A 15,120-nucleotide genomic window follows, 5' to 3' on the forward strand; every position below is an offset into this window, starting at 1 on the left:
CGTGTCCGCCTCCCTCGTCGTGGCCTGTCGGCCTATCCAGAATGCATCGATCCATCGCGGAGTATAGTTCATCGTCATGAGCATGTTGAGCAATCGCAAGATCGTCCTCGGGGTTGGCGGTGGCATCGCCGCGTACAAGTCGGCCGAGCTGGTGCGCCTGCTCGGCAAGGCCGGCGCCGAGGTACACGTGGTGCTGAGCGAGGGCGGGGCGCGCTTCGTGACCCCGGTGACCTACCAGGCGCTGTCGGGCAATCCGGTGTGGTCCGACCTGTGGGATGCGCGCATGCCCAACCACATGGCGCACATCGATCTCGGCCGCGACGCCGATGCCATCCTCGTCGCCCCGGCGACCGCAGATTTCCTTGCCCGCCTCGCTCATGGCCACGCCGACGACCTGCTCAGCACGCTTTGCCTGGCGCGCGCCGTGCCGCTGATCGTCGCCCCGGCGATGAACCGCCAGATGTGGGAATCGCCGCCGACGCAGCGCAACGTCGCGCAGATCCGCGCCGACGGCGTCGCCGTGTTCGGTCCCGCGGCGGGCGACCAGGCCTGCGGCGAGGTCGGCATGGGGCGCATGCTCGAGGCGGAGGAGCTGCTCGAACGCCTCGAGGGCTTCTTCGTGCCCAAGCTGCTCGCCGGACGCAAGGTCGTGCTCACCGCCGGGCCGACCTTCGAGGCGCTCGATCCGGTGCGCGGCATCACCAACATCAGCTCGGGCAAGATGGGCTACGCGCTCGCGCGCGCCTGCGCCCAGGCGGGCGCGGAGGTGGTGCTGGTGAGCGGACCGGTGAGCCTGCCGGTGCCGGCCGAGGTGAGGCGCGTGAGCGTGACCAGCGCGCTGGAGATGCGTGACGCGGTGCTCCACGCGCTGCCGGGTGCGGACGTCTTCATCGGCGTGGCCGCGGTGGCCGATTACCGGCCGCTGGCGAGTGCCGAACACAAGCTGAAAAAGTCCGCCGATACCATGAACATCGCGCTGACCCCCAACCCGGACATCCTTGCCGAGGTGGCCGCACATGCCGACGCGCCTTTCTGCGTCGGTTTCGCCGCCGAGAGCCGCGACCTCGACGCCTACGCCGAGGGCAAGCGACGCAACAAGCGGCTGCCGATGCTGGTCGGCAACCTGGTCAGCGACGGCATGGGCGGCGACGACAACACCGTGATCCTCTACGACGACGCCGGCCGCCACCCGCTGCCGCGTGCGGCCAAGGCCGAGGTGGCGCGCGGCATCGTCGCCCACCTCGCCGGCCTGCTGCCGGCCCGCGGGCGCTGAGCGCAAACGCAACGACAGGCTGGGCCGGCACGCGCCGCCCGCCGGCAAGGAGAGCCGACATGCACCGAATCGACGTCAAGCTGCTCGACGAGCGCCTCAAGACCCATCCCCCCGCCTACGCCACGGAGGGCGCCGCGGGGCTCGACCTGCGCGCCTGTCTGCCCGGCCCGATCACCCTGCACCCGGGCGAGACCACGCTGGTGCCGAGCGGCCTCGCGATCCATCTTTCCGACCCGGGGCTGGCGGCGATGGTGCTGCCACGCTCCGGGCTCGGCCACAAGCACGGCATCGTTCTCGGCAACCTAATCGGGCTGATCGACTCCGACTACCAGGGGCAGATCTTCGTCTCGGTGTGGAACCGTGGGCGCGCGAGCTTCACCATCGAGCCGATGGAGCGCATCGCCCAGCTCGTGGTGGTGCCGGTGCTGCAGGTCGGCTTCAACTTCGTCGAGGGCTTCGAGCAGAGCTCGCGCGGGGCGGACGGCTTCGGCAGCACGGGCAAGCACTGATGCACGCAGGGATTCCTACCGGCGTCCATGTGCTGTGCCGGCGCGAGGGCCGCGTGCTGCTGATGCGCCGTGCCGGAACGGGTTTCTTCGACGGCCTCTTCAGCCTGCCCGGGGGACACGTGGAGCCGGGCGAGTCGGTGCGCGCGGCGGCGCGGCGCGAGCTGCGCGAGGAGACCGGGCTGGAGGTCGAGGAGGGCGAGCTGGCCTGGCTGGGTGTCGTCCATCGGCGCTCGGACACCAATCGCATCGACTTCTTCCTCGCCGCGGAGCGCTTCAGTGGCGAGCCCGCCATCCTCGAGCCGCACAAGTGCGATCGCCTCGAATGGCACGCGCCCGGGGCCCTGCCCGAGCGTACGGTCGAGTACGTGCGCGCCGCGCTCGCGGCCGGCCCGGCGCCGTGGATCCTGGAGCTCGGTTGGAAGGAGGCGGGCACCGCGTAGCCGCCACGCTGTGCGCAGGAGCGACGCCATGGCGAGTGTGGCGGCGGGTCTCGCGCCGGAGGACGTGCTCGCGCTCGGCGTCGATTTCGACCGGAAGCACGCCAAGCCGCGCTCGACGCGCGACGGCGTGCTCGCCGGATGGACGATGCTGCGCTGCGCCAGAGCGGTCCCGGGTGTGCGAGTATTGCCGCACGCGGCGGCCACGCGCTGCCGCCATGCGAACCCTGCAGGAGAGCCGGATGGACCAAAAACGAAGACAATTGCTGCATGCCGTCGGGGGCTTGGGCGTGCTGGGCCTGCTTGCCACCGCCGGTCTGATCTCGCCCGCGCAGGCGCAGGCCGCCGCCGCGCGGCCCGGTTTCGACGCCCGCGAGCTGAACGCGGCGCTCGCCGCGCTGGGGGCGCAGGAGGCCAGTGCGAGCGCCGAGCTGAGTCTCGCCGCCCCCGACATCGCCGAGGTCGCCAACGCCGTCTCGGTCGAGGTGAAGAGCCGCCTGCCCGGCACCGACCGCATCGCGATCCTGGTCGAGAAAAATCCCTTCCCGCTTGCCGCGGTGTTCTCCATCCCGGAGGGCACCCAGCCCGAGGTGATCACCCGGCTGAAAATGGCGCAGAGTGCCGACGTGGTCGCGCTGGTGCGGGCAAACGGCCGCTTCCACATCGCCCGCAAGGCGGTCATCGTCACCATCAGCGGCTGCGGCTGAGCCGCGCCGGCACAGGAGAGCGACTCCATGACAAACCCGATGCGCATCCGCGCGGACGTCCGCGACGGCGTCGCCGACGTCCGCATGCAGGTCCCTCATCCGATGGAGAGCGGCCAGCGCAAGGACGACAAGGGCGCGATCATCCCCGCGCACTTCATCACCCGGCTGGAGGTCCACCACGGCGAACGCCTCGTCTTCGGCGCCGACTTCGGCCCATCCGTTTCGGCCAACCCCTTCCTGCGCTTCCGTTTCAAGGGGGCGGCCGCGGGCGATCGCCTGGTGGCGCGCTGGGTCGATAGCCGCGGCGACAGCCGCAGCGACGAGGCGGTGATCGCCGGCGCGCCGGCCTGAGCGCTTGCCGGCCGGCTCCCGGGCGGGCGCTCAGCTTGAAGCTGCGCCCGCGGCCGGCGGAAAGAGCTTGCAGAAGCGCAGCTCGACCGGGTAGGGGAAGAAGTCCTCGACGTAGCCCTCGCGGATGCGCCGCTGCGCTTCCTGCCAGAACTTCGGCGCGAGCAGGTCGCGGTGGTGCTTGAGGAAGGCCTTGCGCACCCGCGGCACGCCGAGCAGGAAGGTGGCGAACTCCTCCGGGAAGACGTCCATCGGCCCGGCCGAGTACCACGGCTCGCCCGACATCTCCATCTCCTCGTAGGGCGCGGGCGGGATCTTGCGGAAGTTCATGTCGGTCATGTACTCGATCTCGTCGTAGTCGTAGAACACGACGCGACCGTAGCGCGTGACGCCGAAGTTCTTCCACAGCATGTCGCCGGGGAAGATGTTGGCGATGGCGAGCTCGCGGATGGCGTTGCCGTACTCCTTGACCGCCTCTTCCAACTCCGGTTCGCTCGCCTTTTCCAGGTGGAGGTTGAGCGGGATCATGCGGCGCTCGATGTAGAGATGCTTGATGATCACCTTGTCACCGTCGATCTCGAACGAGGACGGTGCGAGCGTGCGCAGCTCTTCCAGCAGTTCGGGGTGGAAGCGCGCCAGCGGCAGCGCCGCGTAGGAGAACTCCAGCGTGTCCGCCATGCGCCCGACGCGGTCGACGTGCTTGACCATCAGGTACTTGCGCTTGACCGTGGCGCGGTCCATGTTCTTCGAGGCGCCGAAAACGTCCTTGATGATCTTGAACACGTAGGGGAAGGAGGGCAGCGTGAACACCAGCATCACCAGGCCGCGGATGCCCGGTGCGATGATGAACTGGTCGTTGGAGTGGCGCAGGTGCGAGACCAGGTCGCGGAAGAACATGGTCTTGCCCTGCTTGCCCAGGCCGAGCATGGTGTATAGCTCGCTCCTCGGCTTGTTGGGCATGATCGAGCGCAGGAACTGCACGTAGCCCGAGGGCACCTCCATGTCGACCAGGAAGTAGGCGCGCGACAGCGAGAACAGCACCGAGATCCGCCACGGGTCGAGGATCAGCGCGTCGAGGTGGAGCAGGCCGCGTTCGTTGTGGCGCACCGCGATCGCGAACGGGCTTTCCTGGTAGCCATTGACCGTCTTGCCGATGATGTAGGCGGTCTTGTTGCGATAGAAGGCCGAGTACAGCACCTGGATCTGGCAGTTGACCTCCATCGCCGGCCACTCGCCGAGGTGGGCCCGCGCCGCGCGCAGCACGAAGTCGACGTCGCGGTCGAGATCCTCGAAGCTGCGCTGCCAGTCGAAGTCCTCGACGATGCGCCGGACGGTGGCGCGCAGGCCGCGGTCGCGCGGGTAGTAGCTCGAGTACACCGGCGGGTAGGACTCGATGTATTCGGTGGAGATCGCCGGGCGCGCGAACAGGTAGTCGTTGTTGAAGTAGCTGCGGTGCAGGATCTTGGTGGTGACCGAGTTGAAGAAGGTCTCGGCGAGCTCGGGCTGGCGGTGGTTGATCAGCATGCCGATGAACTGCAGCTTGACCTGCTGCCAGGTGCTGTCGTCGAGGGAGTCGGCGTCGAACTCGTCGTGCAGTCGCTGCACCGTCTCGTCGACGCGGTCGTCGTAGAACTGCACGCGCTCGCGCACCGCGTCGAGCTGCTTCTGCCACAGCGCGGCCTCGTAGAGTTCCTTGGCGCGGCGCGAGGTCTCGCGAAAGATGCGGTAGTGCTTGTTGAAGCCTTCCACCAGCGCCTGTGCGATCGCCTGCGCGATCGGGCTTTCTCCCGACTGCACGTCCATCGAACCCCTCCGGAGGATCCCGCCGCCGCAGCCGCGGCGGTGTCGAACACGTCGGAAATGGTATCACCGGCCGTGTCCCGGTCGGCACAGCCATGCTGCGCCGCTTCCTTTCGACCTGCGGATCTTTGGGACATAATCGGCCTCGGATAGGGGGCTGTGCGGCGAGATGCAGCGTGTCCCGCATGCCGTCGCAGCCTTCCGGTCCGTCGTCCGACGGACGTCCCCGTGGCAGTTCGACCACAGCAGCGTCGTGGAATCCATCCGCGGCCATTGAGGGAGGGAGCAGGCATGAGCGAATCCAAGATCAAGGTACCCGCAGGCGGCCAGAAGATCGTCCCGGGGCAGGCCGTTCCGGACAACCCGATCATCCCCTTCATCGAGGGCGACGGCATCGGCGTCGACATCACCCCGGTGATGATCAAGGTGATCGACGCGGCGGTGGACAAGGCCTACGGCGGCAAGAAGAAAATCCACTGGATGGAGGTCTACGCCGGCGAGAAGTCGACGCAGATCTACGGTCCCGACGAGTGGTTGCCGAAGGAGACCTTCGACGCACTCAAGACCTACTCGGTGTCGATCAAGGGCCCGATGACCACCCCGGTGGGCGGCGGCATCCGCTCGCTCAACGTGGCGCTGCGTCAGGAGCTCGACCTCTACCAGTGCGTGCGTCCGGTGCGTTACTTCAAGGGTGTGCCCAGCCCGCTCAAGCAGCCCGAGCTGACCGACATGGTCATCTTCCGCGAGAACACCGAGGACATCTACGCCGGCATCGAATGGCAGGCGCTGTCCGAGGGCGCGAAGAAGGTCATCGACTTTCTGCAGGGCGAGATGGGGGTCAGGAAGATCCGCTTCCCGGCGACCTCGGGCATCGGCATCAAGCCGGTGTCGATCGAGGGCACGACCCGCATCGTGCGCGCCGCGATCAGGTACGCGATCGACAACGACCGCAAGAGTGTGACCCTGGTGCACAAGGGCAACATCATGAAGTTCACCGAGGGCCTGTTCCGCGACACCGGCTACAGGGTGGCGCAGGAGGAGTTCGGCGCGCAGCCGATCGACGGCGGCCCGTGGTGCAAGTTCAAGAACCCGAGGAGCGGTCGCGAGATCCTCGTCAAGGACGCGATCGCCGACGCCTTCCTGCAGCAGATCCTGCTGCGTCCGGCCGAGTACGACGTGATCGCCACGCTCAACCTCAACGGCGACTACATCTCGGACGCGCTCGCCGCGCAGGTGGGCGGCATCGGCATCGCGCCGGGCGCCAACATCTCCGACCAGTACGCCTGCTTCGAGGCCACCCACGGTACCGCGCCCAAGTACGCCGGGCTGGACAAGGTGAACCCGGGCTCGCTGATCCTGTCTGCAGAGATGATGCTGCGCCACCTGGGCTGGAAGGAGGCGGCCGACCTGGTGATCCGGGGCATGGAGGCGGCGATCGCCGACAAGCAGGTCACCTACGACTTCGCGCGCCTGATGGAAGGCGCCAACGAGGTCTCGTGTTCGGAGTTCGGCGACGCGATGATCGCGCGCATGTAGGCGCGGAACCGGCCGGCGCCTCTGCCGGCGGTGACGAACCCGCCCGCTCCCCCCCGGAGCCGGCGGGTTTTTTCTTGCTTGTACCTTGCGTCTTGCGCCTCGCTCCTTACGCCTCTGTAAGGGATAAGTAAGACTGATCTTTCTATAATCGCCCCACTGCTGCATGGTCCGGAGCTGTCTCCAGCCTTCGCCCGTGTGGTGGCAGGTGTTTCACTTATAACGAGGAGACATGATGGAAAACAACAGTGCTTCAGGCTATTGGAAAGCCACGCTGGGACTCCTGACCAAGATCCTGATCATCTGGTTCGTGGTCTCGTTCGGTGCCGGCATCCTCTTTGCGCCCGCGCTCAACAGCATCTCGCTGGGAGGCTATCCGCTCGGGTTCTGGTTCGCCCACCAAGGCGCGATCTACATCTACATCGCGCTGATCTTCTGGTACGCGAAGAAGATGGGCGACATCGATCGCCAGTTCGACGTCCACGAGGAGTAAGAGGATTATGGATCTCCAAACCGTTACCTACCTGGTGGTCGGCGCCTCGTTCGCGCTGTACATCGGCATCGCCATCTGGGCGCGCGCCGGCAGCACCAGCGAGTTCTACGCCGCGGGCGGCAGCGTGCACCCGATCACCAACGGCATGGCCACGGCGGCCGACTGGATGTCGGCGGCTTCCTTCATTTCCATGGCGGGCCTGATCGCCAACATGGGCTACGGCGGCGGCCTGTTCCTGATGGGCTGGACCGGCGGCTACGTCCTGTTGGCGATGTTGCTGGCGCCGTACCTGCGCAAGTTCGGCAAGTTCACCGTGCCGCAGTTCATCGGCGACCGCTTCTACTCGAAGACGGCTTCGACGGTGGCGGTGGTGTGCCTGTTGACCGCGTCGCTGACCTACATCATCGGTCAGATGACTGGCGTCGGCGTGGCCTTCTCGCGCTTCCTCGGCGTCTCGAGCGACACCGGCATCTACATCGGCCAGGCGATCGTGTTCCTGTACGCGGTGTTTGGCGGCATGAAGGGCATCACCTACACCCAGGTCGCGCAGTACATCGTGCTGATCGCCGCCTACCTGGTGCCGGCCTTCTTCATCTCGCTGCAGCTCACCGGCAACCCGCTGCCGCAGCTCGGCCTCGGGTCGACCATGGCTGGCACCGATGTCTCGCTGCTCGCCAAGCTCGACCTCATCGTGAAGGATCTGGGCTTCGACCAGTACACGACCTCGATCCCGGGCAGCACGCTCAACATGTTCATGTACACCCTGTCGCTGATGATCGGCACCGCGGGCCTGCCGCACGTCATCATGCGCTTCTTCACCGTTCCGACGGTGAAGGACGCGCGCAGTTCGGCGGGTTGGGCGCTGATCTTCATCGCCCTGCTGTACACCACTGCACCTGCGGTCGGCGCGATGGCCAAGCTGAACCTGCACGGCACGGTGAACTCGGCGGTCGGTCTCGAGACCAACGCCGCAGGCAAGCTGGCGGTGAACCCGGCCACGGTCAAGGCCAACGCCGACCTGTACGCCACCGAGTCCAGCCTGCAGTACGAGCAGCGCCCCGAGTGGATGAAGCGTTGGGAGAAGACCGGTCTGCTGAAGTTCGAGGACAAGAACGGCGACGGCCGCATCCAGTACTACAACGACAAGACCAAGGACGCCGATGCCAAGGCCAAGGCCGCGGCCGCGGGTTGGAAGGGCAACGAGCTCACGGTGAACGCCGACATCATGGTGATGGCGAACCCCGAGATCGCGCTGCTGCCCAACTGGGTGATCGCGCTGGTCGCCGCGGGTGGTCTGGCTGCCGCATTGTCGACCGCCGCCGGTCTGCTGATGGCGATCTCGTCCGCGGTGTCGCACGACCTGGTGAAGAACGTGTTTGCGCCGAGCATCAGCGACAAGAACGAGCTGCTGGTGGGCAAGATCTCGATGGCGGTCGCGATCGTGATCTCCGGCTACCTCGGTCTCAACCCGCCGGGCTTCGCCGCCGGTACGGTCGCGCTGGCCTTCGGTATCGCCGCCTCGTCGCTGTTCCCGGCGATCATGATGGGCATCTTCTCCAAGAAGATGAACAAGGAAGGCGCGATCGCGGGCATGCTGGCCGGCCTCTTCGTCACGCTGTTCTACGTGTTCGCGCACAAGGGCATCTTCTTCGTGAAGGGCACCGAGTTCATCGACCTGATCGGCGGCCCGAACAGCTTCTTCGGCATCACGCCGGAAGCCTTCGGTGCGGTGGGTGCGATGGTGAACTTCATCGTTGCGGTCGTGGTCGACAAGGTGACCAAGGAGCCGCCGGAGCACATCCAGCACATGGTCGAGTCGGTGCGTATCCCGCGCGGTTCGAAGCTGGTGGACGGCGCCCACTAAGCAGCGTCCGGCAACTGTCGGGCAGCACCATCCGGCGCGCGCCGGATGGTGCGGACGGAGCCCCGCCGGTCGGATTGGCGGGGCTTTTTATTTCCGGAAAGTGGTACCGTGCAGGACGGCGATCGACTCGCCGCCCATGCTGGAGTCGAGAATGATCCTCAACGCAAGCATCGCCCTCAACTGGATACTGTTCCTCGCCCTGTTCCCGATCGCCTTCTTCTGGTTCCGGCGGGCGTGGCGGATCCTGTTCAGGCGGGATTTCTCCGAGGTCGCGCTGAAGGGCGGCATGCCGCCGCCGAACCCGGAGCGCTATGCGCCCTACACGCTTGCGATCAACCTGATCGGCGGTGGGGTGATCGTCTTCGTGATCCTCGGCATCGTGACCGGCAGCATGGACTTCGACACCTGGACCGCGAGCGCGGGGGTGACGATCTGGATGAAGTTCTTCCTGGATTTCGCGCTCGGCCGGCATGCGCACCCGATCGTGCCGCGGCGCAAGAAGGTCGAGCAAGGCAAGCCCTCTGCAGAGCACTGAAGTACGCCGCATGCCCTGCGAGCGGGCGCCGGCCTTTAGTGCCGGCTGTTGAAGCGGTAGCGCCGGTCGAGCCGGTTCATGGCGAGCACGTAGATCACGATGATCGCGAGATACACCAGCAGCGCCCCTTGGGCGAACAGATAAAAACCCAGCGGAAAGCCGAGAAAGCTCACCGTGTTGAGCGCGCTGGCGAAATATCCTCCGACGAAGGTCACGCCGAACCACACGCCGAGCAGCGTGAAGGTGAGGCGGAGATTGCTGCGCCAGTAGGCGCGCTGGCGTTCGTCGAGTTCCATTCCAGTCGCAGGCGGCCCGCCCGACCCCTCGCGGAGTCGGGCGCTGCGGGCCTTCCTAGTGGTTGCCGTTGCCGTTGCCGTGGGAGAACACCCGCGCCAGCTCGGCCTGGACGTCCTGCGGTGCCGGCTCGTGGCCGCCGGCCTCGAGCACGAACTCGCTCTCGCCGGCGCAGATCGCCTTCAGCCGGCTCTCGAAGCCTTCCAGCGCAGCCATCGGCACGCGCGCCGAGATCAGCGTCCACCCCGGCGCCGGGCTGTCGGTCGCGGTCAGGCGCCCGCGGCGGCCGGCGAGCTCCGCGCTCACCTCGCCGAAGAGCGCATCCGCCACCTTCACCTGCACGTCGAGCAGGGGCTCGAGCAGGATCGGACGCGCGCCCAGCACGGCTTCGAGCAAGGCATGGCGGCCGGCGGTGACGAAGGAGACCTCGTTCGAGTCGACCGCGTGATGCTTGCCATCGGTGACCACGACGCGCAGGTCCTGCAGCGGGAAGCCCGCGAGCGCGCCCTCGGCGAGCGCCTGGCGCACGCCCTTCTCGACCGCGGGCATGAAGTTGGTCGGGATCGTGCCGCCCTTGACCTCGTCGCCCAGTTCGATGCCGGCGCCGCGCGGCAGCGGCTCGACGCGCAGCGCGACCTCGCCGAACTGGCCGGCGCCGCCGCTCTGCTTCTTGTGGCGGTAGCGTGCCTCGGCCACCACGGTGATCGTCTCGCGGTAGGGGATGCTCGGCGTGGCGGTGTCGAGCTGCAGGTTCCAGCGCGTGGAAAGCTCCTCGAGCACGATCTTGAGGTGCTGCTCGCCGAGGCCGCGCACCACGGTGCGGCGGTTGCGCGGATCGAAGCTGACCTCGAGGCAGGGGTCCTCTTCCATCAGGCGGGCGAGCGCCTCGGAGAGCTTCTGCTCGTCGGCCGGCTTGCGTGTCATCAGCGCGAGGCCGAACACCGGCTGCGGCCAGGCGGCGGGGGCGAGGTGGTAGTAGTCCTCGTCGTGCGAGTCGTGCAGCACCGCGTCGCGGGTCAGCTCGTCGACGCGCGCCACCGCGCACAGGTCGCCGGGCACCGCGAGTTGGGTCTCGACCGTGTTCTTGCCCTGCATGCGCAGCAGGTGGGCGACCTTGAAGGGCTTGCGGCCGTCGCCGATGTAGAGCTGCGAGTTGGGCGTGACCTGGCCCTGATGCACCCGGAACAGGCCGAGCTTGCCGCGGTAGGGGTCGTTGGCGATCTGGAAGACATGGGCGACGACGTGGCGCTCGGCGTCGAGCACGACCTCGACCGCTTGCGCCGCCGTGCCCTCGCCCTTGAGGAAGGCGGGCACGTTGGCCTCGGTGGGGTCGGGGGCGAGCTTGCCGAGGATGTCGAGCAGCTCGCGCACGCCGGCGCCGCTGCGCGCGGAGACGAAGCACACCGGCACCAGGTGGCCCTCGCGCAGGGCCTGCTCGAAGGGGGCGTGGAGCTGCTCGGGATCGAGCGACTCGCCCTGCTCGAGGTACTGCGCCATCAGCGCCTCGTCGAGCTCGACGACCTGGTCGACGATCGCGTCGTGGGCGGCCGAGGGGCTGGAGAAGGCGGTGGCGGCGCTGCCGTCCGGCGCGAAGAAGCAGTCGATGACGCGGCTGCCGTCGGCTGCGGGCAGGTTGATCGGCAGGCACTCGCGGCCGAAGGTGGCGGCGATGGCGTCCATCAGCGCGCCGAGGTCGGCGCCCGGGGCGTCGATCTTGTTGACCACGATCATGCGGCACTTACCCTTCGCGGCGTCCATCATGCGCCGGGTGCCGCTCTCGATGCCGGCCGCGGCGTTGATCACCACCGCGGCGGTGTCGGCCGCGGGTAGCGCGACCAGGGCGCGGCCGCACAAGTCGGGCAGGCCCGGGGTGTCGAGCAGGTTGATCCAGTGGCCCGCCCACTCCAGGTGAACGAGCGCCGCATGCAGCGAGTGGCCCATCGCTTTCTCCTGCGGGTCGAAGTCCGCGACCGTGTCGCCGCGCTCCACGCTGCCGGGCGCGCCGATCTCGCCGGCGGCGGCGAGCAAGGCCTCGACGAGGGTGGTCTTGCCGCTGCCGGCGTGGCCGAAGAGGGCCAGGTTGCGGATGTCGTGAACCGAGCGGGGTGTCATCGTGTGCCTCCCTTGCGATTGAATGCGGATGCCCTCAAGTCTGTGCCTGTCGCGGTGCGAAGGCAATCCGCCGGGGCGATCGCAGTCGGCGGGAGCCGGCGCAGCGAACCGATCGCGCGGGATCGTTCGCGTTCGAGCTACGGTGTATCGCGACTTGCGTCGCTCCCACGGGAGCGGCTGCGCTTCCGGGGCGGTGCTGCGATCGCGACTTGCGTCGCTCTCACGGGAGCGGCTGCGCTTCCGGGGCGGTGCTGCGATCGCGACTTGCGTCGCTCTCACGAGAGCGGCTGCGCTTCCGGGGCTGCGCCGTGATCGCGACTCGCGACGCTCGTACGAAGGCCACCGCGTTTCCGGAACGGCGCCGTAGGAGCGACGCGAGTCGCGATCTCCGGCCTTCCGGCCCGCGCGTGGGCTCAGGCGCTGCGCAGGCCGGCGAGACGGGTGAAGAGGATGGCCGCGAGTGGGAGCATGAGCGCGATCACGGTCACCGTCACCAGCAGCGCGCCGAGCTCGCCATAGTCGGCCGGCGTGGTGATCGCCCCGGTGGCGGCGTCCTTGACCTCGCGCGCGATCGTGTAGAGCTGGTTGAGGTACTTGGTGCCGAGCTGCGAGGCCGACAGCGCGAGGTTGGTGAAGGAGGCCATCACCGCGAAGAAGGTCGCCTTCAGGTGCGGCGGCGCCGAGTTCGCGATCCAGGCCAGCATCGGCACCATCGACACCTGGCCGAGCGGCGACTCGAGCGCGGTGTTGGCGATGGCGATGAAGCGCGCGTCCACCACGCCGCCGGTGTGCGCCGCGGTCCATTCGTGCAGGCCGTGGAACATGCCGATGATCGGCAGCGACAGCGCGGTGGTGGTGACGGTGAGGAAGATCACGATCTGCGCGATCGACTTCTCGGCCATGAAGCGGCGGAAGAGGAACAGGCCGGCGAGCGTCAGCGCGCTGGTGATGAGGTCGAGCCGCGACAGGAAGCTCTGGTCGAAGCCGAGCTCGTCGATCATCCACCAGCTCGCGCCCGCGCCCGGGCCGGGCAGGGCGCGGAAGGCGAAGATGATGATCACCGTGCCGAGCAGGGTGCGCGCGGCCTCGGGCGAGAGCTCGCGCAGCAGGCGGCTGATCATGAAGCCGATGATGGTGAACGAGGCCGCGAAGATGATCTCCTGGCCGTATTCGATGCCGGACAGCCCGACAGTGATGGTCAGCGCCACGAACACCGCGCTGCCGCCGAGGATCCACCCGTTGGGCGTGGTCTTCTCTTCCGGATCGTGGAGCAGGCGGTCGATGTCGGCGCGGCTGCGCCCGAGCGCGGCCAGCCGCTTCGCCTCGCGGCGCTTGAGGAAGCCGCCGAGCAGCACGCCGCTCACCGACAGCAGCGGGATGATCAGCGCGAGCTCGTAGATGCGCAGGTAGATCGAGACCTTCTCCACCTCGGGCAGGGCCTCCGAGCCCTGGAACATCACCACGTTGGCGAGCGACACCAGCACCGTGCCGCCGATGATCGCCACCCGGCCGAGCATCTGCATGGTGGTGTGCATCAGGCGGACTGCTTCCGGCGGGATCGGCTCGCCGCGCGCGTCCAGCCGCGGCACGGCCTCGACCGTCATGGCGTCGGCCACCGCGTCCTGCATCACGTAGCCCACCGGCGACAGCAGCACCGACAGCACGAACCAGGCCTCGATCGGCATCACCGCGCGCATCGCATCCGGGTTGCCGATGAGCCCGATCATGACCAGCAGGCTGGCGGCGATCAGCGTGGCGCCCAGATAGACCAGCCCGGCCTTGTAGCGCCACAGCAGGTCCACCAGATGCCCGATCGGCATCTTCAGCGCCCACGGGATACCGGCCCAGAAGCCGAGTGCGGCGAGGAAGGCAGCCGACAGGCCGAGGTAGTCCTTGACGAAGAAGGTGCCGACGATGCCGGTGAGGCCCGAGACGCCCGCCGCGCAATACACCATCAGCGGTGGCAGGTAGGAGAGCCGCATCTCGCGGCCGAGCTCGAGCAGGTTGCGGTCGAGCCAGCGGTAGATGGCGTGCAGCACTTGGTCGGCCCCTCGTCGTCGGGTCGTGTCGGATTCTGTTTGTTCTGGCGTCTTGCGCGCCCCGGACAGCCGTCAGCTCGCGAACAGCCGCTCCACCCAGGGCATGATCCAGGGCAGGGACACCGCGGTGATCAGTCCGTTCAATCCCATCGCCAGCGCGGCGAAGGCGCCCGCCTGCTCGCTGACCTGGAAGGCGCGCGCGGTGCCGATGCCGTGCGAGGCGATGCCGATCGCGAAGCCGCGCACTGCGTGATCGCCGATGTGCAGGCGATTCAGCACGCTGCGGCCGGCCACCGCGCCGATGATGCCGGCGCTGATCACCAGCACCGCGGTGAGCGAGGGCAGGCCGCCGATGCGCTCGGCCACGCCCATGGCGATCGGCGTGGTCACGCTCTTGGGGGCGAGCGACATCAGCGATTCGCGGCTGCCGCCGAGCAGGGCGCCGATGCCCCAGGCCGACAGCGCCGCGGTCAGCGAGCCGGCGACGAGCGCGATCAGCAACGGGCCGGCCATCGACTTCAGGCGCGGCCACTGCGCGTGGAGCGGGATCGCCAGTGCGACCGTGGCCGGGCCGAGCAGGAAGTGCACGAACTGCGCGCCGTCGAAATAGCGCTGGTAGGGCGTACCGGTGGCGAGCAGCAGGCTGGCGAGGATGGCCACGCTGATCAGCACCGGGTTGGCGATCGGATGGAAGCCGACGCGCTTGTAGATCCAGAATGCAGCCTGGTAGGCGAGCAGGGTCAGCGTCAGCCCGAGGAGTGGCGAGGTGGACAGATAGACCCAGATTTCCTCGAGGTTCGGGTTCATTTGCCGGCCTCCGTCGTCGGCTTCGGGCGCTTGTGGGTGAGTGCCTGGAGCACCAGCGCGGTCACCGCCAGTGCGAGGAAGGTGCTGAGGAACAGCGCCACCACCAGCGGCAGCCATTCGGCGGCGATGCGGTCGCCGTAGATGACGATGCCGGTGCCCGCCGGCACGAACAGCAGTGACAGGTGCTGCAGCAACTGGCCGGAGGTCTGGCGCAGATCCTCGCCCGGACCGCCGCGCACGAGCAGCGCGAGGAAGAGCAGGGCCATGCCGATCACCGGGCCGGGAATCGGCAGCGCCAGCGCGCGCGCGATCACCTCGCCGACGAGCTGGAAGACGAGAAGCAGGGTCAGGGCGGCGATCATGGTCGGA

Annotated in this window: 15 protein-coding genes; 9 read left to right on the forward strand and 6 right to left on the reverse strand. The window is 67.9% G+C overall.

Annotated elements, in window-relative coordinates:
- Positions 1-76 precede the first annotated feature (76 nt).
- From coaBC to soxZ, 5 genes are all read left to right on the forward strand, one after another.
- Entirely contained in the window at positions 77-1,273 is a 1,197-nt protein-coding gene (coaBC, locus tag TMZ1T_RS06145; protein ID WP_012584936.1) for a bifunctional phosphopantothenoylcysteine decarboxylase/phosphopantothenate--cysteine ligase CoaBC, read from the forward strand.
- 59 nt (positions 1,274-1,332) lie between these two features.
- The gene (gene dut / locus TMZ1T_RS06150) at positions 1,333-1,782 is read left to right on the forward strand and encodes a dUTP diphosphatase (protein WP_004310222.1); all 450 of its coding nucleotides are present in this window, start codon (positions 1,333-1,335) and stop codon (positions 1,780-1,782) included.
- Positions 1,782-2,222, forward strand: coding sequence for an NUDIX hydrolase (locus TMZ1T_RS06155; RefSeq protein WP_012584937.1), 441 nt, complete (start codon positions 1,782-1,784; stop codon positions 2,220-2,222). The genes dut and TMZ1T_RS06155 overlap by 1 nt, the downstream gene beginning before the upstream one ends.
- A gap of 215 nt (positions 2,223-2,437) precedes the next feature.
- A complete protein-coding gene (gene soxY, locus TMZ1T_RS06160) occupies positions 2,438-2,926 on the forward strand; it encodes a thiosulfate oxidation carrier protein SoxY (RefSeq protein ID WP_261789181.1) in 489 nt (162 codons plus the stop codon).
- Positions 2,927-2,953: 27 nt separating this feature from the next.
- Positions 2,954-3,277, forward strand: coding sequence for a thiosulfate oxidation carrier complex protein SoxZ (gene soxZ / locus TMZ1T_RS06165; RefSeq protein ID WP_012584939.1), 324 nt, complete (start codon positions 2,954-2,956; stop codon positions 3,275-3,277).
- A 30-nt stretch (positions 3,278-3,307) separates the two neighbouring features.
- Here soxZ and aceK read toward each other — a convergent pair whose 3' ends face one another.
- On the reverse strand, positions 3,308-5,077 hold the full coding sequence (gene aceK / locus TMZ1T_RS06170) for a bifunctional isocitrate dehydrogenase kinase/phosphatase (RefSeq protein ID WP_004310227.1): 1,770 nt from the start codon (positions 5,075-5,077) through the stop codon (positions 3,308-3,310).
- Positions 5,078-5,365: 288 nt separating this feature from the next.
- On the opposite strand from aceK, the gene icd reads away from it, so the two are divergent.
- From icd to TMZ1T_RS06190, 4 genes are all read left to right on the forward strand, one after another.
- A complete protein-coding gene (gene icd, locus TMZ1T_RS06175) occupies positions 5,366-6,610 on the forward strand; it encodes an NADP-dependent isocitrate dehydrogenase (RefSeq protein WP_012584940.1) in 1,245 nt (414 codons plus the stop codon).
- Between the two features lie 229 nt (positions 6,611-6,839).
- Entirely contained in the window at positions 6,840-7,100 is a 261-nt protein-coding gene (locus TMZ1T_RS06180; RefSeq protein ID WP_004310229.1) for a DUF4212 domain-containing protein, read from the forward strand.
- Positions 7,101-7,107: 7 nt separating this feature from the next.
- Complete coding sequence (locus TMZ1T_RS06185; RefSeq protein WP_004310231.1) at positions 7,108-8,964, forward strand: sodium:solute symporter family protein; 1,857 nt, start codon at positions 7,108-7,110, stop codon at positions 8,962-8,964.
- Positions 8,965-9,115: 151 nt separating this feature from the next.
- On the forward strand, positions 9,116-9,499 hold the full coding sequence (locus TMZ1T_RS06190; protein ID WP_004310233.1) for a hypothetical protein: 384 nt from the start codon (positions 9,116-9,118) through the stop codon (positions 9,497-9,499).
- A gap of 35 nt (positions 9,500-9,534) precedes the next feature.
- Here the strand turns inward: TMZ1T_RS06190 and TMZ1T_RS06195 are convergent, their stop codons facing one another.
- The 5 genes from TMZ1T_RS06195 to TMZ1T_RS06215 form a co-directional block, all read right to left on the reverse strand.
- Entirely contained in the window at positions 9,535-9,795 is a 261-nt protein-coding gene (locus TMZ1T_RS06195) for a DUF4212 domain-containing protein (protein ID WP_004310234.1), read from the reverse strand.
- 55 nt (positions 9,796-9,850) lie between these two features.
- Positions 9,851-11,905: an elongation factor G gene (gene fusA / locus TMZ1T_RS06200; RefSeq protein ID WP_012584942.1), complete on the reverse strand. Its 2,055-nt coding sequence runs from the start codon at positions 11,903-11,905 to the stop codon at positions 9,851-9,853.
- 413 nt (positions 11,906-12,318) lie between these two features.
- Positions 12,319-13,944, reverse strand: coding sequence for an MFS transporter (locus TMZ1T_RS06205; protein WP_012584943.1), 1,626 nt, complete (start codon positions 13,942-13,944; stop codon positions 12,319-12,321).
- A 72-nt stretch (positions 13,945-14,016) separates the two neighbouring features.
- Complete coding sequence (locus TMZ1T_RS06210; RefSeq protein WP_004310240.1) at positions 14,017-14,751, reverse strand: LrgB family protein; 735 nt, start codon at positions 14,749-14,751, stop codon at positions 14,017-14,019.
- Positions 14,748-15,113, reverse strand: coding sequence for a CidA/LrgA family protein (locus tag TMZ1T_RS06215; RefSeq protein WP_004310242.1), 366 nt, complete (start codon positions 15,111-15,113; stop codon positions 14,748-14,750). Before TMZ1T_RS06215 ends, TMZ1T_RS06210 begins: the two co-directional genes overlap by 4 nt.
- Positions 15,114-15,120 lie beyond the last annotated feature (7 nt).

The organism is Thauera aminoaromatica, assembly GCF_000021765.1.
In the GTDB taxonomy this organism is placed as follows: Bacteria; Pseudomonadota; Gammaproteobacteria; order Burkholderiales; family Rhodocyclaceae; genus Thauera; species Thauera aminoaromatica.